23 protein-coding genes are annotated in these 26452 nt (G+C 52.2%); 4 read left to right on the top strand and 19 right to left on the bottom strand.

All coding sequences use genetic code 11. The features are described 5' to 3' along the window. The first annotated feature begins 124 nt into the window (after nt 1-124). The 3 genes from ACFSUF_RS17190 (at nt 125) to ACFSUF_RS17180 (ending at nt 2360) form a co-directional block, all read left to right on the top strand. The gene (locus ACFSUF_RS17190) at nt 125-430 is read left to right on the top strand and encodes a hypothetical protein (RefSeq protein ID WP_377604694.1); all 306 of its coding nucleotides are present in this window, start codon (nt 125-127) and stop codon (nt 428-430) included. 3 nt (nt 431-433) lie between these two features. After that, nucleotides 434-1135, top strand: a complete 702-nt coding sequence (locus ACFSUF_RS17185; protein ID WP_377604692.1) for a hypothetical protein — start codon at nt 434-436, stop codon at nt 1133-1135. A gap of 811 nt (nt 1136-1946) precedes the next feature. Further along, nucleotides 1947-2360 (top strand): VOC family protein, encoded by a 414-nt coding sequence (locus tag ACFSUF_RS17180; protein WP_377604690.1) that lies wholly within the window; start codon nt 1947-1949, stop codon nt 2358-2360. A 442-nt stretch (nt 2361-2802) separates the two neighbouring features. Here the strand turns inward: ACFSUF_RS17180 and ACFSUF_RS17175 are convergent, their stop codons facing one another. The 16 genes from ACFSUF_RS17175 to ACFSUF_RS17100 all read right to left on the bottom strand — a co-directional run bounded on the left by ACFSUF_RS17175 (nt 2803) and on the right by ACFSUF_RS17100 (nt 21422). Further along, nucleotides 2803-3285: an NUDIX hydrolase gene (locus tag ACFSUF_RS17175; RefSeq protein WP_377604688.1), complete on the bottom strand. Its 483-nt coding sequence runs from the start codon at nt 3283-3285 to the stop codon at nt 2803-2805. A 218-nt stretch (nt 3286-3503) separates the two neighbouring features. Beyond that, complete coding sequence (locus ACFSUF_RS17170; RefSeq protein WP_377604686.1) at nt 3504-4007, bottom strand: DUF3600 domain-containing protein; 504 nt, start codon at nt 4005-4007, stop codon at nt 3504-3506. Further along, the gene (locus ACFSUF_RS17165; RefSeq protein ID WP_377604684.1) at nt 3997-4560 is read right to left on the bottom strand and encodes a sigma-70 family RNA polymerase sigma factor; all 564 of its coding nucleotides are present in this window, start codon (nt 4558-4560) and stop codon (nt 3997-3999) included. Before ACFSUF_RS17165 ends, ACFSUF_RS17170 begins: the two co-directional genes overlap by 11 nt. A 565-nt stretch (nt 4561-5125) precedes the next feature. Further along, nucleotides 5126-6853, bottom strand: a complete 1728-nt coding sequence (locus ACFSUF_RS17160) for a methyl-accepting chemotaxis protein (protein WP_377604682.1) — start codon at nt 6851-6853, stop codon at nt 5126-5128. Between the two features lie 100 nt (nt 6854-6953). Then, nucleotides 6954-7964, bottom strand: a complete 1011-nt coding sequence (gene mglC / locus ACFSUF_RS17155; protein ID WP_377604680.1) for a galactose/methyl galactoside ABC transporter permease MglC — start codon at nt 7962-7964, stop codon at nt 6954-6956. 18 nt (nt 7965-7982) lie between these two features. Further along, nucleotides 7983-9503 (bottom strand): sugar ABC transporter ATP-binding protein, encoded by a 1521-nt coding sequence (locus tag ACFSUF_RS17150; protein ID WP_377604678.1) that lies wholly within the window; start codon nt 9501-9503, stop codon nt 7983-7985. Nucleotides 9504-9633: 130 nt separating this feature from the next. Then, a complete protein-coding gene (locus ACFSUF_RS17145; RefSeq protein WP_377604676.1) occupies nt 9634-10704 on the bottom strand; it encodes a galactose ABC transporter substrate-binding protein in 1071 nt (356 codons plus the stop codon). Nucleotides 10705-10853: 149 nt separating this feature from the next. Further along, a complete protein-coding gene (locus ACFSUF_RS17140) occupies nt 10854-11834 on the bottom strand; it encodes a substrate-binding domain-containing protein (RefSeq protein ID WP_377604674.1) in 981 nt (326 codons plus the stop codon). Then, entirely contained in the window at nt 11831-13624 is a 1794-nt protein-coding gene (locus ACFSUF_RS17135) for a cache domain-containing sensor histidine kinase (protein WP_377604672.1), read from the bottom strand. Before ACFSUF_RS17135 ends, ACFSUF_RS17140 begins: the two co-directional genes overlap by 4 nt. A gap of 3 nt (nt 13625-13627) precedes the next feature. Next, nucleotides 13628-15301: a response regulator gene (locus tag ACFSUF_RS17130; RefSeq protein ID WP_377604670.1), complete on the bottom strand. Its 1674-nt coding sequence runs from the start codon at nt 15299-15301 to the stop codon at nt 13628-13630. Between the two features lie 405 nt (nt 15302-15706). Next, the gene (locus ACFSUF_RS17125; protein WP_377604668.1) at nt 15707-16429 is read right to left on the bottom strand and encodes a DNA alkylation repair protein; all 723 of its coding nucleotides are present in this window, start codon (nt 16427-16429) and stop codon (nt 15707-15709) included. A gap of 558 nt (nt 16430-16987) precedes the next feature. Beyond that, nucleotides 16988-17893 (bottom strand): TRM11 family SAM-dependent methyltransferase, encoded by a 906-nt coding sequence (locus tag ACFSUF_RS17120; RefSeq protein WP_377604666.1) that lies wholly within the window; start codon nt 17891-17893, stop codon nt 16988-16990. 187 nt (nt 17894-18080) lie between these two features. After that, entirely contained in the window at nt 18081-18860 is a 780-nt protein-coding gene (locus tag ACFSUF_RS17115) for a thioesterase domain-containing protein (protein ID WP_377604664.1), read from the bottom strand. Between the two features lie 47 nt (nt 18861-18907). Beyond that, nucleotides 18908-20176 (bottom strand): M48 family metallopeptidase, encoded by a 1269-nt coding sequence (locus ACFSUF_RS17110; protein ID WP_377604662.1) that lies wholly within the window; start codon nt 20174-20176, stop codon nt 18908-18910. Between the two features lie 30 nt (nt 20177-20206). Further along, on the bottom strand, nt 20207-20470 hold the full coding sequence (locus ACFSUF_RS17105) for a hypothetical protein (protein WP_377604660.1): 264 nt from the start codon (nt 20468-20470) through the stop codon (nt 20207-20209). A gap of 181 nt (nt 20471-20651) precedes the next feature. After that, entirely contained in the window at nt 20652-21422 is a 771-nt protein-coding gene (locus ACFSUF_RS17100; RefSeq protein WP_377604658.1) for a lipase family protein, read from the bottom strand. Between the two features lie 155 nt (nt 21423-21577). Between ACFSUF_RS17100 and ACFSUF_RS17095 the strand changes: the two genes are divergently transcribed. Next, nucleotides 21578-22339, top strand: a complete 762-nt coding sequence (locus tag ACFSUF_RS17095; protein WP_377604655.1) for a TspO/MBR family protein — start codon at nt 21578-21580, stop codon at nt 22337-22339. A 95-nt stretch (nt 22340-22434) separates the two neighbouring features. On the opposite strand, the gene ACFSUF_RS17090 is transcribed toward ACFSUF_RS17095, so the two are convergent. The 3 genes from ACFSUF_RS17090 to ACFSUF_RS17080 form a co-directional block, all read right to left on the bottom strand. Beyond that, complete coding sequence (locus ACFSUF_RS17090; protein ID WP_377604653.1) at nt 22435-23310, bottom strand: alpha/beta fold hydrolase; 876 nt, start codon at nt 23308-23310, stop codon at nt 22435-22437. A 365-nt stretch (nt 23311-23675) separates the two neighbouring features. After that, nucleotides 23676-25013: a (Fe-S)-binding protein gene (locus ACFSUF_RS17085; RefSeq protein WP_377604651.1), complete on the bottom strand. Its 1338-nt coding sequence runs from the start codon at nt 25011-25013 to the stop codon at nt 23676-23678. Then, the gene (locus ACFSUF_RS17080) at nt 25006-26418 is read right to left on the bottom strand and encodes an FAD-linked oxidase C-terminal domain-containing protein (RefSeq protein ID WP_377604650.1); all 1413 of its coding nucleotides are present in this window, start codon (nt 26416-26418) and stop codon (nt 25006-25008) included. The genes ACFSUF_RS17085 and ACFSUF_RS17080 overlap by 8 nt, the downstream gene beginning before the upstream one ends. Nucleotides 26419-26452 lie beyond the last annotated feature (34 nt).

The following is a 26452-nucleotide window of genomic DNA, read 5'->3' as shown; positions in this document are numbered from 1 at the left end:
CACCACGTCAATCACCACATGTTGTGATGCCGTCTCACCACATGAGCATGTATTTTTAACTACGTAGGAACACAAGAAACGACGTGGAGATGCATCCACGGGAGGAACATGAAGGAGGTAAAAAATGAGTGAAACACAGAGTTCCACAGAGGAACATCACAAACCTGATCTTTATGAAATTCGCCTCAAGGGTCACCTTGATGTCCGGTGGACTTACCTCTTCGAGGGGCTTAACCTCACCCACGAAAGCGACGGGACAACCATCCTCACTGTTCAAGTAGTCGATCAGCCCGCATTATACGGCTTGCTCAGGAAAGTTCGTGATCTCGGCTTGCCTTTGGTATCGGTCCTCCAGGTTGATCCCAATTGGGCGAATGGTCCGAATGTCAACAAGAACAAAGATCCAATCATTCGAAAAAAAGGAGACTAACACATGATCACGAATCAACAAACCGCAGTCATTAAGGGGAGCGAGCACATGCAAACCAACCGGGGTGCCGCGATAACAGCCTCGAATCTAATCCGTTACGCAGGTATAGCCGCTATTTTGGCAGGGATCCTCTTTATCGTAATTCAGATGATCCATCCTGCCGATATTCTTTCGTCAGTCAAAACCGATCGATGGGCAATCGTCCACTACATGGGCGTCGCCATGTGCTTTCTAGGGTTGCTCGGCATTACGGGGATCTACGCCCGGCAAGTGGAGAAGGCCGGTTGGCTGGGTTTCACCGGCTATCTCCTGATTAGCCTCTTCTATGCGCTCACAATGGCTTTTCAATTCATCGAAGCCTTTGTCTCGCCACCGCTCGCTGCCGAATCGCCAATCTTTGTCGAGGGCATGTTGGGAATCCCGAGCGGCAATGTCGGCGATATAAATGTCGGGAACCTCGAAACGATCTATTCGGTAACAGGGGTCACGTATTTGCTCGGCGGGCTGCTGTTCGGCATCGCAACGCTCCGCGCAGGCATTCTGTCGCGCTGGGCTGCCGGTCTGCTTGCCATCGGGACTCTTTTGCCCCTTCCACTGTCTTCGCTGATCCATCATCCGTACGATCGGATACTGGCGGTGCCTGTAGCGTTAGGTCTTGCTTGGTTGGGATACTCGGTCTGGTCCAAACGGCATGAGAAAGCCTGATATGAAAAAAAAGAACGCTCGGCCAAGCGGCTTGTATAACGCTTTCGGCGTTATTTGTTCTTTATGGTCCCCGTATTCGGCTTTTTAAGATCTTCATTCGCTGCTTTTGTAGCGAGCTTATTCTTCGGCCGCCTAACGCTTTTATTTCAGCTATTTGAAGAAGCTCATCTTTTTCCATGTCGGGTAAAGATCGAAGTAACTGAATTAATGCATTCTCTTGATATTCACGCCAAACAATTGATTTTTGGCTTCAGCATCCGACTCTTCATCTATTAGCCAATTCAAATCGCATTTAAAGGCCATTTTAAGGGCAATAATGGTCACACAAGAGGGATAACCATTTCCACGCTCAATATCGCTTAGCATGCCTTGTGAATGTCCATTGAAAATAAAGTTTTAGACTGAACAACTTGATATAACGGGGATTATGAGGTTCAAAAATAGTTAGCTTTCAAAAATTAAGTATTAGACTGGCAAAAAAATAAAACAGCGGCGGACCAAGACTAAAAAATAAAGTCTTAGACTGCCGCTGTTTTCATTAAACTAACGTTCCCCATAAAGTCTTAGATAACGTACCTCTATGGTACACAATCCTGAAAAAGCTTCTTTCATAAGCAACTACATCCCTTTTGCTTTGTTCTTTCCCTTAGCCCCTAGTTTTCACGTATTCCACTCCTGGAATTGAGTTTAAAGGATATATTTCCGATGACTTTAATAACTCGCTTCATGTTATTATAGATTTACACATTTTATCTTCATAGAAATCCAGGATTGATTAAATATTTGATATTGAAGGGGTAAAGGTATTGGCATGAGAGTTAAATTAGAAGGAATCACCGTTTTGGCGCTTGATGTTCCTAGATTGACCAGGTTTTATAGTGATGTCCTTGGATTTAAGGTTATTATTGAAGAGAAGCATTACACAGAATTTGAGAGTGATGGTATTCGTCTAGCTATTTTTTCGGCACCTTTGATGGCAGATAATACAAACAATCACCATTCTTTTTTAGAGGAGCGAAAAGGGCAAGCCTTTGAGCTTAACTTCCAATGCGATTCCCCTGAGGATGTCCAGCTATTGTATGATGATTTTGTTTCAAAAGGAGCTACAGGGATAACAGCACCAAAGGTGATGTCCTGGGGGCATACAACGGGCTTCTTTGCGGATCCAGAAGGTAATATTCATTCCCTTTTTGCAGTTAACCCCATTACATTGGAGAATGCCTAAGAAAGCCACACTCCAAAATATTTGCCAAGTAAACAGGCAGCAATTCACAACTTTGAATAAACTACTGGGCACCTGATGTGTGATGTGGTGCCCTTTAATTTAGTCACATAGATGTTAAGATGGTTTGCTAAGCTAATACAACTCCCTCTATGGGGAAACAATTTGCTCTTGAATACTCCCATTTTCTTAGAATTTCACCAGATAGTTTGTCATGGAACGGTGTTGTACATAAGGAAATTTGTGGGACTGTAGGATGCAAAAAAGTCTTCACCTAGACCACAATTCTGATCCTCCATCTGAATTCCGCTATACTGCCCGTTAGCTTAGCGTGTCTGCCATACGTTAGAGGTATGCTGCCAGTTACTTCAATGAACAACGGCAGCCGACGTTTGGCCGACTGCCGTGATGTAATGATTAAGCTATCGTGTCCGTAGCTTAAAGATTAAATGGTTCGGTTCAATTTCACTTCAAAGTTTGGTTTAGTAACATAATCTATGTATTGCGTTTTCCCATCAAATTCTAGGTAAGCCTGATAACGTGCACGGATAGCTGGGGCTGTAATTAAATTAAGCGCTTGGTCCTTTGCGACCCAACGGCAATCTGATGTCTCTTCAGACGTACATAACTGCCCGCCAACGGGCTTACAGACAAAATCCAACATCACTTTCGTTGGCACACCAGTAACACCGTCATGCCATTTATGAACTCCTGTATTCGAGAAGACTCCGAATATATGCGAAACTACCACTTCTATTCCGCTCTCCTCTTTTATCTCTCGAATCAAAGCATCCATTAGGTTTTCACCTACTTCAACTTGCCCACCTGGGCACACCCAACCGCCATGTTGAGTCTTCACTAAAAGGATTTGTCCTTGTTCATTTTCCACAATTCCGCTAACAGCAACAATATGAGTTGGCCATGCCATGAGCATTCCTCCGTGTCCCTCTGGTTAAATATCCCACGCCATATTTTATCATAATTTTGTAAATCTACTGCAGGATAAAAATGATTTTTGATACCAGTGCCAATTATTCACTTTTCATTTCAGATCCTACTTTGCCACTGGTAACAGCTTCGCAGTTACTACCCCAGGTCAAGAAAAAAGGGAACCAATCCTCATCGACGGGTCCCTGCTTCATTCTCTTAAGGTTTGGTGGTTCCGTTTATCTTCTCGAAGTACGGGGCAAGCCTGGAGGAGAGCTGCTCAAACGTCTGCTGCTCTTCTTTGGTTAAATTCTCCTCATGTTTGACCCCATTTTCATCGGTGATCTTTAGCTTTAATTGCATCAACTGCTTGGTCAGCTCCATGTACTCCTTGAATTCGTCTTCCGTGAGCTTGCCTTTTGCTGCCTGAAGCATTCCTTCAATCTCTTGAAAATCTTCCTGTGTACCACCATGCTGTTCAATGTTCTTAGAAGAACCGAAAATATCATCGGCCAGATAGGAAGCAGCAAATGCGGCAGACGGGATAAGGATTGCTACTGCGGTAATGCCTGCCAGGATGCGTTTGTTCATGGGAGATCTACCTCTCTTTTCGTTAATATAGTGTTGATAGGACTGTCGGACACGTCCATACAAATCGGGTGGGCAGTGCAACGAATCTGCCGCCTGGCGAAGCTCTTCACGCAATTCCTTGTCAATGGACATACACGTCTCCTCCCGTCAATGCGAAACGTTTCCTGAGTTCTTTCAGTGCCATATGATGCCTGGATTTCGCTGTGCCAACGGGGATCTGCAGCATGTCTGCGATTTCTTCCAGAGCATAGTCGTGAAAATAGCGAAGGATGACGACCACACGTAGTTTGTACGACAACTGTCGGACAAGGCTGAACAGTTCATGCTGCATTTCGGACTGCAGGACAGCTTTGTCCGTCCACTCGAACTGTTCGCAAGTCATCTGGCGTTTTCGTTCAAAGAGGCGAACTCGCCGCCAGGCCTTTCTTTTCCAATCCTGGACCTGACGTACAATGATCCCGTGCAGCCAATACCGGAACGGCCGGTTCGGGTCGTACGTGTGAAACGACCGCCACATGCGCATGTAAACTTCATTCACGATATCCTCAATATCCTGTTTGTTGTAGACGAGAAAAGCAACCGTCCGATAGACGTCTTGGTGAGTTGCCTGATAGACAAACTGAAAGGCCGACTCGTCGCCCGACGTTGCTTTTTCAAGCCACGGAAGTAACTCTTTATCATTCATGGGGGGCTCCTCCCTAACGTGTTACAACCCTTAATTCGCTCTCGCGAGGAAAAAGGTTCAGTAAGAGAATAAACTTCTTGACGATAGTCGCCAGGAACTTCTGCAGGTGTACCGAGAAACAGCCAGCCGCCGGATTCCCGGTTGCTGGCTGTTTCGCTTTAGCTAGTGCTTCGGCTATGCTTTAATAGTTGTCTATTCAAGGTTTAATTGTACCATAAATTGGAACTATTCTGCCTGTTAGTTTAATGCCCACCCGCAGTCTACAACTTTATTTTCACGGTCTAATACTATATTTTTCAGTCTAATTCTCTATTTCTCAAGACACTTAAAAGCAGGAATTTTCCAATGAGGCTTATGAAAATAAAGAAATTCCTGCCTTTGTGCAGGAATTTCTTTATTTTGAGACGCTTGGAAGACAAAAGCCTGCTTCTTCGCAGGCATTGTCGCAAGTAAAGGAGGACTGCACCACCTAAGTGCAGGGCAACCAGCTGTCAGCTGCCGTGATAGGGCTTAAGGTTGATGCCAACGGGCTAAGACTCCAGCTGCTGGAGGCCGCCGGGGCGGGTTAAGGCAGCAGCTTGAACCGCTGGATCAGCTGCTGCAAGCTTTCCGCCATGCCGCGCAGCATCGCGGCGGAGGCGGCAATCTCCTCCATGCCGGCGTACTGGCCCTCGGCATGCGAAGCCGCTTCGCGCGTGCCGCCTGCCGCCTCGCGCGCCACAACGTCAATGCGGCGGATCGTACCCGACGCCGCATGAGAAGCCTCCGCCACGCGCAGCGCTTCGGCGGAGATCAGTCCCATTCGGGCAGCGACCTCATCCGTCGCCGCCCGAATGCGGGCGAACGCCTCGCCCGCCGAATCCATGCTGCGCAAGCCGCCCTCGACTTCCCGGGTGCCGGCAACGGTCGACGCCACAACCGCGAGCGTATCGCCGCGGATTGCGCCGATCAGCTGCGCGACTTCGCCGGCCGCCTCGGAAGTCTGCATCGACAGCTTGCGCACCTCGTCGGCGACCACGGCGAAGCCCTTGCCGGCCTCGCCGGCCCGCGCGGCTTCGATCGACGCGTTCAGCGCCAGCAGATTCGTCTGCCTCGCGATGCCCGCGATTAGATCGGCGGCCTTGACGATGTGCCCAGAGCGGGCATCCAGCCGCTCAACAGCGCCGGCAAGCTCGTCCATTGTACGCTGGATCATCTGCATCTGCAGCTGTGCGGAGCCGATGCTCTCCTGGCCTGCAAGGGCAGCCTCCAGCGCTTGCGCCGACTTCGCATCAGTCTCCGAAGCCATGCCGGTGATCGCATCGGAGGCCAATGACATTCGTCCCATTACGGCTACCCCCTCATTTACGCTCTCCGCCTGCAGCTCCGAGCCGGTCGACAACTCCTGCATAATCGCCGCAATTTGCTCGGACGACCGGCTGATCTGCGCCGACTGGGCATCCAGCTCCTCCGAGGCCGAGGCGACTTGCTCAGCCGATTCCCCCACTTCCGCAATCATATGGCGCAGGTTCGCCTTCATTCCGTTAAAAGCTGCGGCCAGATCCCTGAGCTCGTCCCGGTTCCGCACCTGTACATCAGGTGCCGTCAGGTCACAGGCAGCAATGTCGCCCGCTGCTTTCACCATCGCTTTCACCGGCCTCACAATCATGCGGGACAACAACCACCCGATCCCGAGGGCAAGCAGCAAAGAGGCGGCGCTTACCGCTGTCAGCAGCCGGATGGTTTGAGCGACCATCCGCTCGCTTTCCCTCATCAAGCCGGCCATGATCTTTTGCTCCTGCTCTTTGATTAAAGAAGCGGAGGCCGACAGCTCCTGAGTGCTCGGCACCGACCACAGCAGCGCTTCCGACCTGGCTAGTTCGGGGCGTCCGGCGTGTACGTAATCGGTTACTTTCTTTAAAAGCCTGGCAAATGTCTCATTGGACTCTCCCAGCTTTTCAATCTCCATCCGCAGCGGCCCCTCCTGACCAGCCTTGTCCGCCATCGAATCAATCAATTTCGCCAGCTCCCCGTTGGCTTGAACCAGTCCTTTTTCCCGGTCTTTCGTCGGATCTGTAACATAACCAAAAAGCTCGCTGTTCTGCATCTGCGTATAGTATTGGACATCCGACGCCTGGTTGACCAGGTCCGTGTGCTTATGAAGCAACTCTGAATATGCACGATCCACTTTTTGCATGGAGAAAAAGGCAAACCCGCTGGTTAACGCAACAAGCAGGGCAATCACGACAAAAGCACTGATGATCTTCCCGCTTAACGAAAAACGCATCTGATTTGTAAGACGACCTATCTTCATGAAGAACCCCCCTGGTTTCTCTCTAAAACACATTTTGTGTATGTAAGCATTTACAAGTTTTATAGAAAAAAAGGCCGCCGTTCCCGACAGCCTTGCCTGTTTACTTCTTAGCCAAATATTTGCGGATATCGAATGCTACCGCAGCGACGATGATTAAGCCTTTGATGATTAGCTGCCAGTACGGGCTGACACCGATAAAGGTTAAGCCGTAGTTGATGACGCCGAAGATCAGGACGCCGGCCATCACGCCCGGAACCGTTCCAATCCCGCCGGCCGTGGAAACGCCGCCCACGACACAAGCCGCGATGGCATCCAACTCGTACATGTTACCGTAGTTGTTTGTGGCCCCGCCTGTTCTTGCTGCTTCCAGTACGCCGGCCAGGCCATAAAGCGCGCCTGCGATCGAGTAAATGTAGATCAGGTTGCGCCCTACGTTAATCCCGGAAACCGCAGCAGCCTGTTCGTTTCCGCCGATTGCGTACATATTTTTGCCCAACCGCGTTTTATTGAAGATCACCCATACGATGAGTGCTACGACAATCGCTATAATCACAACATAAGGAATGGAGTACGGGCCGTTCGGTCCGAAGAAGCCGGTACCCAGCTCTGTAAAGTCTTTGCGCAAGCTGCCGATCGGCTGGGACTCGTTCGGTTTCATATCGAAGTACAACGAGTTGGCGCCGTACACGATAACCATCGTACCCAAGGTGGCGATGAACGGAGGAACCCGCAGCTTTGCTACGATAAGACCGTTAATCAAACCTACGATCAAACCTGCTAGAATCGCCAGAACGATAGGAACCAGCAGCGGCATGGAGTCCAAGTTCGGGAAGAACTTGCGCGGGTAGTCCGCCATTTGCAGCATGGAAGCGGACAGGACCGCCGACAAGCCGACTACGCGTCCGGACGATAAGTCCGTTCCGCCTGTGATCAGGATAAAGGCCGCTCCCAAAGCGATGATCGCCCTCGTGGAGTTTTGAAGCAGAATATCACGCAAAATATCCACCGACAAGAACGTCGGGTCGGAGACCGCAATCCCCGCAATAAGCAGCAATAGGACGATATAAATAGCATTTTTCGTTAAAAATCCGCTGATTCTTTGAGCATTCATGTAAGTTTCCCTCCCTAATTAAGCCATGTACTTGGTGGCCAGACGCATAATTTCCTGTTCCGTTGCCGAAGCACCGTCCACGATGCCGGACACGCGCCCTTCGCACATGACCATGACCCGGTCCGACATGCCGAGCAGCTCGGGCATTTCCGAAGAGATCATGATGATACTTTTGCCTTGCTTCGCCAAATCCGCAATGATCGAATAGATCTCGTATTTCGCGCCAACGTCGATGCCCCGGGTCGGTTCATCCAGCAGCAAAATCTCCGGGTCCGTCAGAAGCCAGCGCGCCAGCAGCACCTTCTGCTGATTTCCCCCGGACAGATTTCGGATCAGCTCGTGCACGCTCGGCGTCTTTACGCGAAGCTTCTCTACGCTGGCTTTGATTTCTTTACGGTACTTGTTTTCCTTCAAAAGACCTACAGGGTTCATATATCGGTCCAAATTGGCAATCAGCGCATTTTCTTCAATGGACAGCACCGGGAAAATCCCCGTTACCCGCCGCTCTTCCGTAAGCAGCGCCATGCGGTGCTTTTTCGCGTCGATCGGCGACTTGATGTTCACCGGCTTCCCGTGAATGGAAATCGAACCCTCGCTCAGTGCTCTCAACCCGAACAAAGCCTCGATCACTTCCGTACGCTGAGCGCCTACAAGCCCGCCAATGCCCAGAATCTCGCCCTTTTTCAACTCAAAAGACACATTTTTAAAGGACAACGGATTCGGAGACGTCAAGTTCTCCACCTTCATCAGCGTGTCGCCGGGCACATTCGTCCGTTCCGGATAGCGGGAGCTCAGGTCCCGTCCGACCATTTTGGCGATGATCATATCAGTTGTCAGCTCGGCCGCCGTCCAGGTTCCGATATATTTGCCGTCGCGCATGATGGTAACTTCGTTGCTGATCCGCAGAATCTCTTCCATTTTGTGAGAAATGTAAATGATCGCACAGCCGCGGCTTCTCAGTTCATTGATTATTTTAAACAACTGCTCCACTTCCGCTCCGGTCAGTGAAGAAGTCGGCTCATCCATGACTATGACTTTCGATTTGAACGAGACGGCTTTGGCAATCTCAATCGACTGCACCATCGATACCGACATCGTACCCACAATCGTGTGCGGATCGATATCCATATCCAGCTCTTTGAACAGAGCTACCGAATCTTCGTACATTTTGGCATGATCTATAAATTTCAAAGGCCATATGCCTTTTTCCGGAAATCTTCCGAGCCATAAGTTCTCCATTACGTTCCGGTGCGGGACCGGATGAAGCTCCTGGTGAATCATGGACACCCCGTGGTTTAAGGCATCTTTGGAGTTGTTGATTTCCACTTTCTCGCCGTTAATGATAATTTCGCCGGCATCCGGCTTATACAATCCGAACAAGCATTTCATCAGCGTCGATTTCCCTGCACCGTTCTCACCCATCAGTGCATGGACCGAACCCGGGCGTACCTTCAAGGTTACGTCATCCAACGCTTTCACACCTGGGAACTCCTTCGAGATGCGGTTCATTTCAAGCAAAAATTCGTTAGCAGCAGCCATGGTCTAATTCACCCCTAATTACTCCCCAATTTGTAAGCAGGTCCAACCTCAGTATAGTTATCTGTATAAAATAAGGCAGGGGGCCGGCGCAAGCCCGATGCTCCCCTGCCTATGTGTGCGTGGTCTTATCTCATTGTGCCTCAGCAATGTTGTCCTTGGTGATCGCTTTGTAGTTGATCCATACATATTTGCCGTCTGTGATGTCATAGCCGGTGTTTTCTTTGGATGGCGTTTCGCCTTTCGCCAAAGCCGTCGCCAGTGCTGTAGTCGCCGCACCTTGGTTTTTCGCATCGTTCAGAACTGTTCCAAGCAGCGTGCCTTCTTGCAGAGCTTGCAAAGCAGGAGCTGTTGCGTCTACGCCGACAACCGGCATAAACTTGTTGTCTTTGAAGTAGCCTTTCGCTTTCAGAGCTTCGATGGCGCCAAGAGCCATATCGTCATTGTTCGCTAGAACAACTTCGATTTTGTCGCCTTGCGCTGCCATGAAAGAAGCCATTTTGTCTTGTGCCTTAACGCGGTCCCACATCGCTGTGTCTTCAGCCAGCTTCTCCACTTTCATGCCGGCGTCTGTAATCGCCTGAATGGAGAATTGGGTACGAAGCTCGGCATCCTGGTGTCCAGGCTCGCCTGTCAGCATGACGTACTGGATCACGCCGTCTTTGTTCTTATCCGCTTCCGGATGTGCTTTGAAGTAATCGACTACCAGCTGGCCTTCCATCGTACCGGACTGCTCCGCTTTCGCGCCTACATAGTACACTTTATCCCATTTCTTCATATCGTCGGCCATCGGCTCGCGGTTCAAGAATACGACCGGGATGCCTGCTGTTTTTGCTTTATCAATGATTACGCCGGCAGCTGTACGGTCAACCGGGTTCACCGCGATCGCTTTGTATTTCTTAGTGATGAACAAGTCTACTTTGTTATTTTGCTCCGGCTGGGAGTTCTGGCTGTCTACGATGTCCATTTCAGCTTTATCTTTAGCCGCATCTGCGATGGCAGCGCGTACGCCGGACATGAACGTGTCGTCGAATTTATAAATAGCTACACCGATTTTCGGCTTGTCGCCGCCGCTGTTAGCCGCTGTGTTGCCGCCGTTGCCCGCATTAGAACTTGCGGTATTGGTGTTTCCGCTGTTTCCGCATCCTGCAGCAATAACCATAGTCGCTGCCAGAAGGGCGAGAACTACATTTTTCTTTTTCATTTCAATGACCTCCAATGTAATGATGTTCCTCTCTCTTGCTACCTAATTATCTAAGAAGAAAGGGCAAAACTACATGCAAAATCCTCACATGTTCTATCGAAATTCTCATGTATTTCTGTAGAATTTCTAAGAAAGTGAGGATTTTCGCATTACCTTACAAAAGGAAACAGAAGCTTCTGATTGTCCGACCAGAACATGTTCTCCTGATCAATGACTTTGGTTTCCGTGTTCAAACGCCGTTCAATTTCCTTGCCTTCCAATACCTCTACCGCGCTTTTCACTCCAAGATAGCCGATGTTAAAAGGGTTCAGAATAATCGTCGCCTGAATCGTGCCTTCCTGCATAAGTTCTATATCTTCCGGTGTGCTGTCAAAGGTAACAATCTTTACTTGCCCCGACAGTTTCCTCTCCTGGACCACTTGAGCTACCCCTACCGATGAAACGGCGTTCAAGGCGGCTATGCCGGTCACGCCCGAGTTGATGACGAGCGTCTTTCTGGTTAAGTCGGCGCACAGCGTCGGGTTCGTATAGCAATACTGCCTGGTCACAACAAGAATTTCCGGATACTTGGAGAGCTCGTCAAGCAGCCCCTGCTCCCGCTCTTCCGCATTCCGCTGGCCCTGCTTGAACCCCATGACCGCTACTTTCCCCCTGCCTCCGATGAGCGCGGCCAGCTTTTCTCCGGCTTTGCGCCCCGCTTCATAATTATCGATCCCGATGAAGCCGCGCACCTTCCTCGACTTTAACTCGGTATCGATGGCGATAACGGGACTGCCCGCAGGCACTTCAGTATTTACCGCGTCGGTAACCGCATTCTCATCGTTAGCGGCAATGACGTAGGCTTGCGCCCCGATCGCCTTGGCTTCCCGCAGCGCCTTGATCTGATCGTCCACATTTTCTTCGTCCCGCGGACCGCTTACGATCAGTTCAACATTGAATTCCTTAGCTGCTTCCTCTGCCCCAATCCGGGCCGTACGCCAGAAATCCGCTTCCTCCGACCGCAGGATCAAGGCGATTTTGCGTTTCGGATGGTGGGCCGAAAGCTCGGTTTCCGTGGAGCACGAGGACAGCAGGGAGAGGCAAGCGGCCGCGGCAAACAACAGAAGTCCTATTGGCTTGATCCGTTTCATTCGCTGTCCACCGCCTTTCTTGAAGGGATCGTAATCTCCACATCCGTACCTTCTTCTATTTCGCTTGTAATCCGCAGTCCGTATTTGTTGCCGTAATAGAGTTTAATCCGCTCGTCAACGTTGCGTACTCCAACGCCGGAGCCGTCGCCCTCACCGGGGCCGGCGCCTGAACGGAGCGCAGCCAGTTTTTCCGGAGGAATGCCCAGCCCGTCATCGCGTACGTGGAACACGAGCTCCTCGCCCGCCAGTTTCGCCGTAATTTCGATATGTCCCGTGTCCGCCATCATCTCGATACCGTGATAAATGGCGTTCTCCACCAGGGGTTGAAGGATCAGCTTTAACGTTGTGTAGGATAATACTTCCTGGTCCGCTTTGATCTCGAATTCGAATTTGTTCTTGTACCGGAATTTTTGGATGATCAGATAATTCCGCACATGCTCCAGTTCTTCCTCCACCGTAATGCTGTGCTTGCCCTTGCTAAGGGAAATGCGGAAAAACTTGGACAGGGCCGTGATCATCTGGATGACATCTTCGCTTTTGCCGCCGCCGGCCATCCGCACGACCGAATTGAGCGTGTTATACAGGAAGTGGGGGTGGATTTGCGACTGCAGCACTTCCAGCTCCCCGCGCCTTTTTGCCTCCTGCTCCTGAATGATTTCCCCCATCAGCTCCCGGATGCGGCTAACCATAATGTTAAACCTGCGCGACAGGCGCCCGACCTCATCATCTCCGCGGACCGGCAGCATAATTTCGAAGTCCCCCTGCTCTACTTTTGCCATAGACCGCTCCAGCCGTTTGATCGGATTGGAAATTCTGGCGGACATATAGGCGGAGATCAGCAGAATGAACAGCAGCAAAAACGGCAAAAGCCAGATCATAAAGCTGCCGATCTCCTTTTTGGCGGTCACAATCTCATCCATATAGGAAACGCCGACGATTTTCCAGCCGACCATATCGGTCGTCTTGATCGTAATGAGCCGGTCCTCACCGTCGCTGTTGTCAATGTAGGTTCCATACGTATACTTCAGCGCCTGCTCTACGTTTTCATACTTGATACCGCTGTAAATAAGTTCTTGCTGAGGATGGTAAACGATATTTCCGGCGGATTTATCGATGATATAGACATATCCTTTTTGCCCCAGGCTTACTCGCCGAAACAGCTCGTCAATCGTTGAAAAGTTAATGTCCATTACGAGAACGGCATCGACTTTATTTTTTCCTTGTTCAAAAGAGATCCCTTTGCTCATGGACACCACCCAAGTATAGCCGCCTTTATAAAGATTCTGTACATGGGGGAGCGAGAAGGACAGATGGTTCGGCGTTTCCAAGGCGGAAGTAAACCAGCCCTGTTCCCTTACCTTCGTGTTACTGAGCATCGGCTTATCCGGATAATTGGCAATAGGGAGCCCCATCGGGGTAAACAGCGATACCGAAACCAGGTCCTCTCTGGTGCTCAAAATGGTCTCGATCCGCTCCCTCAGCCGGTCCGTCGGCGTTCCTTGTGTGCGAAGAATCTCGTCATCGGCGAACTCGAACGTTTCAGCCATGCCTCTTAAATAAATGTCGAGATTATAGTTGACCTGCTCCAGCACCTGCTGATTGTTAAGGAACGTGTTCTGCTCGGCCGTCTCTGAAAATTTATTGTACATGGCAATACTGACGATCCCCATCACGGATACCGTAATCAGCATGATCGCCGCGGTGATGATAAACTGAATGCTTTTGACACGCATCGTATCGAATAGAACGGTGATTCCCCGCCGGAACCAGGTGGCCAGCCAGCGATTCATAGGCTAAACCCCTCTCAGGCTGTTCCGGTATTCTTTCGGCGACACCCCGCATGACTTGCGGAAGCTGAAGCTGAAATAGTTCGGTTCCGCGAACCCGACTTTTTCCGCGATTTCGAACAGCTTCAGGTCCGTGGTCCGCAGCAGTTCCTGTGCAGCTTCCATCCGGATTTGCTGAAGGTAGTTGACGAACGTCATTTTGCATTCTTTTTTAAAAATACTGCTGAAATACCCTGCGCTAATATGCAAATGGCTGCACACCTTGTTGATGTTGATGTCCGATTCATGATAGTGCTCCTGTACGAACTCCTTGGCCTGATCCACGAGTGATTTGTAAGCGTATTGGCGCTGGTTGGCGATATGTCCCATGATGTTCCGGCATAGAGCAAGAATCCACTGCTTGGCCTCGTCCACGTGATGAAGCCGCCGGATTCTGGAGAACGGATCAAAGTCCTCCCCGAAAATTTCGTCCATCCCTGTACCCAAGTCCTTCGCCGCCGTCAGGATCGACGTCACAATTTCCACCAGATACATCTGATAGTCGGTCACCGAAATATTCGTGTCGGTCACACCGGCAAACAGTTCCTCCGCTACGTCCTCGATTTCCTGTGAAGTGCCCATTTTGATCGTTCTTAAGAGTGCGTGTTCTTTCAATTCGTCAAAACGCAGCTTAGTGGCGAACCTCGTTTCTACATCCTCGATGCAAATAATTTTGTTCGAGCCAAGGATCATTCGGTAGTCCAGAGCCTGCACGGCGTCTTTGTAGGAATAGTTAATATCCGTCATCTGGCTGCCGACCGTGCCGACTCCGACTGTAATGGTAATTTTGAGAAATTTCTCAGTGCTTTGCCGCATTTCTTCCAGTACATTCAGCGTCTGCTCCATCACCAGTTCCCGATGCTCCTGCCCACTGATGGTAAGCAAAATAATCTGGTCGTGATGAATGAACACATGCCCTGCCGCATGCTTGTCCGCAATTTCCTGAGCAATATTCAGCACGGCGAACAGCTGGAGCTGCCGGTCTTTCGAGTCCTTCAGGGAAGGGGATTGGGCCTGTGGCGGCCGACTGCGGTCCGTATGGTCCGGGTCCGCTCCTTCTTCCGCTTGGCGGGTGTCCATGCTGAGAACGGAAACCAGATAGGCGCTGCCCGATAACCCGATCCCGTAGCTGCCGGCTTTTTCCTCCATTTCGGTTCGCCGCAGCTTCGTGGTGACCAGAGAGGACAGGAACACTTCCCTCAGCACCGGCAGGCTCTTACGGTAATGTTCTTCGAGAATATGGATGTTCTCTTTCTGCTCAAACTCTTCGTCCAGCTGAAGTTTGATTTTGGTCAGAACGGTAATCAGCTCCTGAGATGAGAACGGCTTTAGCACATATTCGTCGATGGCGAGCTTGACCGCTTTTTGGGCATACTCGAACTCGTCAAAGCCGGTCAGAATGATGATCTTCGTCGTAGGGTACTTAGCGCGGATCCACTCCGACAGCTGCAGTCCGTCCATAAACGGCATCTGAATGTCCGTAACCACAACGTCCGGCACGTTCCGCTCGAAGCATTCCATCGCTTCCTTGCCGTTCTCCGCTTTGTCAACCGCTTCGTATCCGTACCGTGCCCAGTCGATCTCCTGCATGACGCTCTCGCGCACTTCTTCTTCGTCTTCTACAAGCAGCAGTTTGTACATGTGGGTTCCCTCCTTTTTTGTTGGTTCGTATTGTCGTCGACGCTGATTGTGCCTGCGAGGTTGCGGGCGGAGCCTTGGTGCTTCCGCTGATGATGTTTTATGTGAAGGCAGTAATTTGCGGTGCTGGTTGTGACTGTGATGCTGGATGCTGATGCTGCAATGTGCTGACACGGCGTCATTCGGCTCATAGATATCACCATAGTAACTTAATCGTTCTGACTGCACCATATGAAAACGTTTTCCAATTTGGAGCGCCTGCCGCATGCCGCCCTTTGCCTAACACACTTAGTTCCCATATAAAATATCCGTCACCGGACGGAGACGGAGCGCTTAGACTGATGCTGGAGTATTTGTATCAAAAGCAATTTGCCACGAAGCAGTACATGTTCAGCCAGATTTAGGCTATCACTCCGTTTCCAGGGTGCGGTCCGGGTTCGCGGGGGCTTTTGTATTAGTCTTCCGTTCCAGCCATTTCAGCGCTTCTTTCTCACTCAGCGGGGATAGCTCGTTCTCCTTGGTAAAACGGATCACGGCTTCCGGATCGGTTTTGGAATATTCCCTCAGCGCCCAGCCTATGGCTTTGCGGATAAAGAAATCCTTGTCCCGTGCGGTGCGGCGGATGGCGTCGAACAGGAGGTCCGTGTCCGTTTGTCCTTTGTATTTCAGCTGAAATAAAAGGACGGAACGCTGCAGCCACAACTCGCCGGAATCCAGCCAACGCGCCGTGTATGTCGGGATTTGGTCAGGGTATTTATTCATATAGGCACCGACCAGCGTACCGGCGAGATGATCTACGGTATCCCACCATGGTTTCGATGTGATCAATTGCTCTAGCAATGCGATTCGATCTCTTGGGGCTTTGGCGGCCGTTTTGGTCAAAAGCGCCAGGGCCGCGTATTGGTATTCCCTCTCCGGCAGCTGCCACAACTCAAGGACAACCGCCGGCAGGTCCTCGTCTGCAGGGAGCCCGTGGTTACGGAGCAGCTCCCTGGTCAGCTCAGTGCGTTTCGGCATGCGGATGCCAAGGAACGGAAACAGGCCGCGCATATAGCTTTTCATAGGTTCGGCCTGTGCTGGATCGGCATGGTCCGCATACAATCGGACGATCTGCTGCGTGTAGGTGTGCATTGGACAGGTCCCCTTTGGAAGGTAATAGTAATCGAATACGAGAAAGCGATAAGAAAAACCTCTTTCGAGGTCTTTCGAGGATGGACGGCCGCGTTTACATGCAAATTTATTCGTTCATAAGAATCCCATTTTCGTTTCCGAGACATATACTCTCTAGCGGTAAAAAACACACAGCGCCTCTCGCGAGGCCCATCTGTTCTGTTCAGCTACCCTGAACCGCAGCCGGTAAGGCAACAAAGTTCCTTGTAATGTTGCCTGTTTTCGCTATTTACTTCGATCCAGGCAAAACTAGCAAAGGCACGACCGCCATTTTCCTTGCGGAGCACCTGTAAGAACACGACAAGGTAATTCATGGTCGAAGTTTCTGCCAGACACTCCAGATTTCCGGAAATAGAGTAATTGCACAGCAGATTAGCGAAATGAGTTACCTTGCCTGACGCAAATATAAGAAGAACCTCAAGCGAGGTCTTTCAAAGAGAGGCGACCGTGTTCTGGGGTAGGTTTATTCGCCAATAAGAAAGCCTGCACGAAGCAGGCTTGTATAAGGTAATGCGAATATTAAGTGCACAAGATGATCTGCCGCACAAAACGGCCCTTTCGGACATCGCAGCGGTCCGCAACGGTAAACCCCGCCGCCCCGATCGCTTCGTCGATCGGCTCTGCGGTAACGATGACGGCGCGGCCGGCCAGTCTGCGCAGGCTGGCCAGCATCTCCGCCTGCTCGTCCGGCGGCAGCACGGAGCACAGGTTGTAAGGCATGTCGAGGACGGCGGCGTCGTAACGCCCGTCCAGACCGCGCATATCGGCAATGGCCACCGGGGCCTCCATGCCGAAATGCGCGAGGTTCGCTCGGGCGCCTGTCACCGCCAGGGGATTGATATCGTATCCGACGATATCGATCCCCATGGACAGCGCCTCCACGAGCACCGTGCCGATGCCGCAGCACGGGTCAACGGCCCGTACGCCGGCAGGCTCCGGCACGGCAATGTTGGCCACCGCGCGCGCTACTCGAGTGCTCAGCGCGGTGGAGTACTGGCGCGGCTTGTGCTGATGCGCAAGCCAGGCCGCGCCGCTTTCCGCGCAGCCGCCGAGCACCCAGCGGCTGCCCAGCCGCGCGACGCCGAGCAGCAGCTCCGGCGCGCGCATGTCCGCGGTGCCGCGGACGCGGGCCCCCACAGCGCGCTCGATAGCGCGCTGCTCGGCATAGTCCGCGGCGCCGCGGACGGCTTCGACGTATCGGACCTTAAAGGTCGATACGCCGTCGCCCAGCTCCAGAGCCGCAGCCTGCTCCGCCAGCTCCTCAAGCGTTGCCGCCGTGAATTCCACGGCCAGCCGGTACTTGAGGAACGGGCTGCGGCCCGGATCCAATGCACGCCGGCTTACAAGACAGCGCACATCACCAACCGGGGGCTCCAGCCCGGTCCCGGCCCACGGGTCCGGCCCGAACAGCGCCCGCAGCTCCATAGCGCAAAGCTCCTGCTCCTCTTCATGGCAGGCGTAAGTATAAAGATAAGTCACATGGCTTTCCAGCTTTCCTTGAGATCAACCTCTATCGAGGACTTTCGAAGAGGAGCGACCGCACTCAAATGTAGTAAAATTGCCTCATCCTGGCCGTCTCGGCGTCCAGCAGCTCTCATGACGTCATTGCAGCTTATTCCATCGCCAAGAGCCATGCGGCGACCGCGTCGGCCGTACGCTCCAGATTGCTGCGGCCCTCTGCGTCCCGATACGGTGCAGAAGAGCGAAAATAATCCGCATGCCCGCCCGTTAAGGCAAGCGGCACCATCCGGGCGGGAGCGTACTTCACGGGGTCCCAGCGGGGTAAAGCGCCTTTATAGGTTGACCAGCCTCCCCAGCTGCCAATTCGGGTGACCGGATCGGCCGGACGCCCGTCTTCCCCGACACGGTATAAATAAGATGTGAGAGGACGAATGGGTGCGGGCAGCGGCGTTTTGGGAGAGCCGATCTGGATTACTGCATTCACGCGGATTCCCTCGGCGAGCAGGTACTCCGCCGCATAGACAGCAGCTGTCCCTCCGGCGCTGTGGCCGATGAGAAACAAAGCCCCTTCCGTATATGTATCCCGGATCGCTCTGGCTGCCGCCAGCCCGCCCCGGCGTTCTCTGATTCCGCCCCGTCCTCCGGACGAAGGAAGCACATCCCTCCCGATATCCCGGAGCTGAGGCAGCAGCTTTCTGCTCCAGTCCCCATAAGGAAAAAAGATCCGCATCTCCACCGCCTCATACCGTTCTGAGAGCCGGCGTTTCAACTCCGCTTCCACATCGCGGAAAAAGTCAGGAGACGTGGCCAGCCCCGCCAAAATATATACAGAGGCGCGCCCGCCCTTCTCCAGCTTCGAAGCCAGCCAATGCAGCTCTTCTTTAAGCTGGACAAGCGGCTCACGCTCCAAATGTTCCTTTTCTCGTCTCATTTCCGCTCACTTCGCTTTCCTACTCCGCAGCAGCTCTCATTCCTTACTTATTCCTTCTTCCCCGTTTGTCCGTAGGATAGAGCATCTACGATCCTCTCCAGCGTACTTGGATGCGTCGACCGGAACAGCTTCACTAACAGCGGCGGATTCACATCGCTGAGCGAAGATACCGCCAGCTTCTGATGCAGGCTGACCGCACTGGACACATGGTCCTTGCCGTAAAGCTTCATCGCATAGGTATCCGCCTGCGCTTCCGCATGCCGGGACACCGCGTTGGAGAAGGGTGCCGCAGCAACGGACATTAAGCTTATCAGCAGCAGCATCAACGGCAGCGCAGCCATATCCCCAGGCCCACGAATACCCCAGTCGCCGCCCCAGCGCCCGATCGCCTTCTTCAGCAGCCAAGCCCCTGCAGCCAGCAGGAAGAACGAGCTCACTACTGCCCCTAATGCGCTCCACTCCAAGTGATGCTTAACATAATGGCCCATTTCATGAGCCATCACCGTCAGAATTTCAGGCTTGTCCAGACGGCCCAGCGTCGTATCCCATAATACGATCCGAAGTGACCCGCCGATTCCGTTCACATACGCGTTGAGCGCATTGGTTTTTTCCGACATATCTACTTCATAGACCCGCTCTGCGGGTATCCCCGCTTTGGCCGCCAAATCCAGAATATCCTTCTCCAGCTTCCGGTCCTGAAGTTCCGTATAGGTATTATAGAGAGGATCAATGACGACAGGCTGTATGTACATCATGAACAGGGTAAAGGGAACCGATAACAACCATAATTTCAGCCACCAGCGGCCCCCCTTGCGGATTACGAAAAATGCAGCTGCGGCAACAACAAGCATGGTAACGTACTCGATGCCGAACGAGACCGCTTTATCCCGAAGCCAACCCGTTACCGGCTGTACTGATATGCCAAAATGTTTTGACAGCGCATACCCGGTAACACTGAGCGGCAAGTATAGAAGAAAGCCCGCCGCACTAATCAGGAACATATACACCGGCAATGCAAGCCATGCCTTTCGGCCCTCGCCGGTCCAGCGGTCCCGCCAGCCGGAAGCCCACCCGGCGGAAAGCAGCAGCAGATAAATTCCCCAGTTCCATGGGATACTCATGAAATAGAGCCAGTTCCCCAAGGTGCGGTACATATGACTTTTGTCCAACTGTTCCTTAGAGAAAAAGGAAGCGGGGTCTGCCGGCGTACCTATGTATTTTGCAGGAATCCCTCCGGGATCCAACCAGAAATACAATCCGGTCAGAACCGAGTACACCGTCAGGAACCATAAGTAACCTTTTAACACCTTGGGCATTCGGGTTTCCTTCTTTCCGCCGGCGGCGTTCTATTCTTCCAGCTTGCTCTTGGCTGTTTCTACAAGAAGATCGTACAGTTCATCGTCTTCTTCAATCAAGTCCTCTGCGGCAAACAGCTCTTCTTCACTGCCCGACTCTCCGGCGAACCTCAGGCCGTAAGCCCATTCTTTTGCTTTTTTGCTTTTTTGGAGCGTAATCTCATAAGGGTGTGTATGGTTTTCCAGTTCAAAAATAACTTGTCCCACATACCCTTCTTCCTTGTTATACGTCATGTGCGCCTCTACGATTTTCATTGTGCCATTCCCCTTTTCCTTCATGGATGCTTCATCCTATGTCTATATTATATTTCTCTCTGCTGACAAAATAAACCTGACCGTTCTCCGGGCGCTTCTATTACAGCGAAAAACCCGCATCGGTTCCTCTCTCCTGCCTCAAGGAATCCTGACGGGCTGCATAAAAGTCGGGGCTTTCCGCTCAAGGGCAAAATCCCGGATTTGATCTGCACAATTCATCGGCGTAGTCCGGAACCTCGTTTCTCAGCACTTCAAAATAGTGGCTCAGCGCATGATTCAAGGAAAGGCCTTTACGGAACGAGACAGGGATCAACCCCTTCACATGTTCGTAAATGTACGCTCTTCCAGCCGAAATTGATTCATAGTATCTTGGCGGCAGTTTGGTGACAGGATCGCTGCTGTTTGCCATTCTGCGGGAAACTTTAATGCGCTGATTAAACGCATTGACAAACTCCGGATTGCCAACCCTTGGCGAACCGAAAGTATATAACTTAGGATGTTTATGTTTCGTATGAGCCGCCACATCCAGCGCGCAAAGCGTAGCAAGGGCTCCGCCCATGCTGTATCCGGTAATCCATATTCTTTTGCGGGCTGACAGGCGTTCCAGAACTTTCATAAGGCTCTCCCTTGCGGAAGCATAGATTCTTGTAAACCCTTTATGGGTCCATCCCCCGTCGGCAAGATAGGGAAAAGGCTGCTGCACCGCCATGCTGTCATATACCCAGTCCTGTATGGATTCCGTGCCCCGGAAGGCGACGATGATTTCTCTATCAGATTCCCAAATAAAACCATATAAAACACCCTGTCCATACACGCCGGAAGTACGGATGGATCCAGCCTCCCTGTAACCTGCCAGCATATACTTCCCCCGTTTTTCATATTGAAGAGAAGCCTGCTTGCATACCCCGGCCAAAAAGAGCGCACGCCGCACCGGCAATGCCTTCAAATCCATCTCACCACCCCTTTTCGGTATCTGAGACAGCATATGCGGCGGCGGCAGGAAGCGACAGGGAGAGATTGTCCAAAAGTTTTATGATTACGCGGAATCGTTTATGTTTAGAATCATATTATATTACTAGCAAGATATGTTAAAAGGGAGGGTTCTTGATGAGGCAATTGTATCGCTGGTTGAACATCCTTTTTTTTCTAGGTGTTATCGTACTCAATACCATTTCAGCAACGCGGGGACTGTTCGGCACCACTACGAAGGAAGTCTCCGATGCATACCATGTAGCGGTTACGCCTGCAGGTTACGCTTTTTCGATCTGGTCGCTGATTTACGTGCTTCTGGCAGGTTTTGTCATTGTCCAGGCGCTGCCGGGCCGTCAGAACGATTCCGTGATCCGGGATACTGGCCCCTGGTTCGTGCTCAGCTGCATTTTCAACATGTCGTGGATCTTGGCTTGGCACTCCGAGATGATCGGGCTTAGCACAGCTCTGATGGCAGCTTTACTGATCACATTGATTGCGTTATATGTGCGTACAAGGCCTGCAGCGGCTTCGACAGACCGGGTTAGCCGATGGCTGATTGCCCTTCCGTTCAGCATTTATCTGGGATGGATTTCTGTTGCCAGCATCGTGAATTTTACGATCTTTTTTATGGACGCCGGCTTTAACGGTTTTGGGCTGGACCCGGATATCTGGGCGATACTGCTGTTCGTAATTGCGGCAGTACTGGCCGTTTGGATCGGCCGTAAATTTGTGGATCCGTTCTACGGCCTCGTCATTGTCTGGGCTCTGATTGCCATCGGCGTAGAGCAGCGGACGGATGAGCCTACAGTCGCTTGGGCGGCATGGATCATCGCAGTGGTGATCCTGCTGTTCGACCTATGGCTCATGGCGAACCGCCTAAGGCAGCAGCGCAGGTAACTACGGCAAGCAAAAAGGGGCAGCCCCGAAAGGTATCGTAACCTTTCGGAGCTGCCCTTTTCATTTCATACTTTATTTGCTGTCATGCTGTTTTTTCAGCACTCCGTGCGCTGCAGCATGGCGTTAATGGCGCTGATCACCAACTGCGGATTTTGGGTGTGCAAATAATGGCCATGGACGGGATCGACCGTATGTACCGCATTGTCCGATAAGCCTGCAAGGTAACCCTGGCGATTCGCCCAATACTGTTCAAGGTTGGGGAAGGCAGCAGGATAAGCGTGGTTCCCTCCCGACAATACTGTAATGGGCAAGCTGCGCAGCGGATCCGTGCTTTGAATCTGGTCAAGCTGCAGGGAGGAGGCTAAATAATCGCTTAGGCTAAGCTCAACGGGAATTCCTGTCCCATTGGTAAGATCATCATTCATGATGGCCTCCTGTGCAGCCGTATCGAATTCAGGGAACAGGTATTGTTCCTGATGTTCCGTGGCTGAATCCACAAACACGATTCCTTTGACCTGGTCAGGGTACAGCTTTTGGTAGGTTCTCGCATAGAGGCCTCCGATCGAATGGGCGACGATGACAAGAGGGCCATTCACGTTCGCATTCGCCAGCAGCGTATGCAGTCGCTCCGCTTCTCCTGCAGCCGTATAATCCACTGTCGACCGGTCCGGCGCGTCCGATTGTCCTGTTCCAACGCGGTCGTAGGTAACAACCCGGGTCTGCTGGGCAAGTTGAGGGGCAACCTGGGACCAGATCGCCGAAGTGTCGCCGTTTCCGTTTTCAAACACAACCGTTGGCCGCCCTTCCTGCCTCTGGCCCTGCACATTAATGTAGAGACTGTACCCGCCTACATTAATTTTCCCTTGAAAGCTTCCTTGCGCTTGGGTTGATTCCTCAGCAGTCACTATTGTGCCTCCGGCCCCGAATAAAAGTAAAACTGATAATGCCAAAGCCATCCAATGGTTACGCATGTGTTTCCTCCAGTATGATTTGATGTTGAATTGAGTCTGCTCTCCCAGAAGTCCTCATACTATATATCGGAAATCCAGGGCTGTTTGTTATAACTTCCTCCCGGTCTTCTGGTGACTCCCGCCATGAAGCATACATTGCGACGCCGCACAAAATGACCCCAACCCGGGCCATTCCGGGTTGGGGTCTTCTTCGCGACCTGCTCGGATTTGCGCGCCGGTTAACGAACCCCAGACGCTATTTCGTGCAAAACAGTCTGTTTAATTTGTAACGTACCCTGGTAACCTTATTTAGCGTGTTTAAGCGCGGTTTTCCGGCTATCCGCCATGGAGCATAAATGAATGCGCCAAGGGCCGGGAGCCGATGTTTACTGCTGCCTTACCAGCCGCTCGTACAGGAAATCGGCGATATGAACGGCCTCCATCTGCCCGCTGCATCCGTGCTTCTCGATGCCGAGTTTCATCTGCAGGTGGCAGCCCGGGTTGCTGGTCACCAGGTACCGGGCGCCCGTTGCGTTCACGTTCTCCATCTTGTGCTCCAGCAGCTGATTCGACATCTCCGGCTGGGTAATGTTGTAGATGCCTGCAGACCCGCAGCAGGAGCCGGCATCCTTCATTTCCACATAAGCGCCTCCGGCTGCTTGCTGCAGCAGCTGACGCGGCGCCTGTCCGCCCTTCATCACGTTACGCAGGTGGCAGGAATCCTGATAGGTTACAGTCACCGGTCCCAGATCTTCCGCCAGTGCGGCATACTTCAGCGGCCGTCCCTTCTCCACCAGAATCGTGCTGATATCCCTCACCCGCTTGGCAAACCAGATTGCCTGCTCATGCCAGTCCGGCTCATCGTGGAGCAGGTGGTCATACTCCACCAAAATCGCCCCGCAGCCACCGGCATTCGATATGATGAAATCGACGCCGGCCTCCTGAAACGCACGGATATTGTGCTTGGCCAGCTCCTTCGCCTGCTCCTTCTCCCCGCTGTGCGCATGAAGGGCGCCGCAGCAGTTCTGGGCTTCAGGGATGACTACCTCGAATCCCGCTTCAGACAGCAGCTCGACCGTTTTCTGGTTCGTTTCCGTGAACATTACGTCCATGAGGCAGCCCCGGAACATGCCTACGGTTCCAAGCTTCTCCCCTTTAGCATCAACCCGTGTTCCCATAAGCTCCACAATCCCTTTGCCGGAAGCATCCGGCAGGATCCTCTCCATCGAAGCCAGCTGGTCGGAAAAGAGGCCGACCGCATTGGTTTTCCGGACCAGCGTCTGAACGCCGGACTTCTTATACACCTTCATCGCTGCACCCAACATACGCATCCGGTTCTGGTTAGGGAATAATTGCTTAAATACAGCCTTGCGTATTCCCTTTACCCACCACCGGTGCTGTGTCGTGTGCAGTTCGACGGCCTCGCGGGCCTGCTCGATCAGCTGCCCGTACTTCACGTCGGCAGGGCAGGCCGGTTCGCAAGCGCGGCAGCCCAGGCAGTGGTTCATCTGCTCTTCGAACATGACATTAGGTTCCATGATCCCGTCCACCGCTGCCTTCATCAGTGAAATCCGGCCGCGCGGAGATTCTGCCTCGATCCCCGTTTCTTTAAAGGTCGGACAGGCGGGCAGGCAGAAACCGCAGCGCATGCAGTTAGTCAGCTGTTCGTAATCCAGCTTTGCTTTTAACGTCTCCTGAAGGGTAGCCGTTCCTCCTTTAGCCACGTTCAATCACCACCCTGCGTCTGGACTCCTTAGCGAACATTTTACCCGGATTCAGCAGATGATGCGGGTCGAACGCTTCTTTAATGGCCTTCATGACCTGTATGCCGGCACTGCCCGCTTTCCATTCCAGAAAGGGAGCTTTCACCATGCCTACGCCATGTTCGCCCGTGATCGTCCCGCCGAGCCGGATCGCCGCTTCGAAAATATCCTCGAAAGCCGCCTCCACCCGATGCACCTCTTCCTTGTCCCTTGCATCAGTTGTTGCCGTCGGATGAAGGTTCCCGTCACCCGCATGGCCGAAGGTACAAATCTGAACGTTGTGCTTCTCAGCAATCCGGTTGATCTCCAGTACCATGTCCGCTATTTTGGAGCGCGGTACGGTTGCATCCTCCAGAATCGTTGTAGGACGCAGCCGGGCCAATGCGGTAAACGCGCTCCGTCTTGCCGTCAACAGCTTCAGCGCTTCTTCCGGCGTCTCGGCTATGCTGATCCTTGCCGCCTGTTCCTCCCGGCAAATCTCTGAAATTCTGGCGATGTCCCGCTCCACCAGTTCGGGTTCACCGTCCTGCTCGATCAGCAGAATGGCGGCCATATCCAGCGGCAGACCCAGCTTCGCGAAATCATCCACCACCCGGATCGTAGGATTGTCCATGATCTCCAGGGTAGCCGGAATGATCCGGTTCTCAATAATGCTGGATACTGTCCGGGCAGCCCCGTAAATGTCCGTGTACATGGCGAGCATCGTCTTTTTGGATTTAGGAGGGGGAATCAGTTTCAACGTCGCTTCGGTAATGACCGCCAGCGTGCCTTCCGATCCGATCAGGAGTTTGGTCAGGTCATAGCCTGCCACATCCTTCATCAACTTCCCGCCCGTCCGCAGAATCTGCCCGTCGGCCAGAACGCACTCCAGCCCGATCACATAATCTTTGGTCGTTCCATATTTCAAGCCGCGAAGCCCCCCGGAGCATTCGGCAATATTGCCCCCGATTGTGGAGATCGCCATACTGCTCGGATCCGGAGGATAAAACAGGCCCAGCCCTTCAATATGTTCAATGAACTGCTTAGTAATGATTCCGGGCTGTACGGTGGCCGTCAGGTTTTGGGTATCGACCTCCAAAATTGCATTCATCCGGTGCATCACCATCACGACACCGCCTTCAACCGGAACCGTGCCGCCGCATAAATTCGTCCCCGACCCACGGCTGACAAGGGGTATCCGGTGTTTATGAAGCACTTTCATAATCTCCGAAACTTCAGCCGTATTCTTGGGATAGATGACCCCGTCGGGCAATGACTGCAGCATAGGGGTCCCGTCATAGGAATGCGTCACGAGCGACTGCGCATCGTCTTTGAAATAGGCATCGCCCACGATACCGCGGAGCAATTGTTTAACATTACTGTCCATCTTCGTCCTTCTCCTTCATGCAAAAAGGTTCCTG

The organism is Paenibacillus gansuensis, from assembly GCF_042684925.1.
GTDB classification, from domain to species: domain Bacteria; phylum Bacillota; class Bacilli; order Paenibacillales; family DY6; genus Paenibacillus_N; species Paenibacillus_N gansuensis.
Note: the sequence above shows the minus strand (reverse complement) of the source record. Positions and strands in the feature narration are given on the sequence as shown.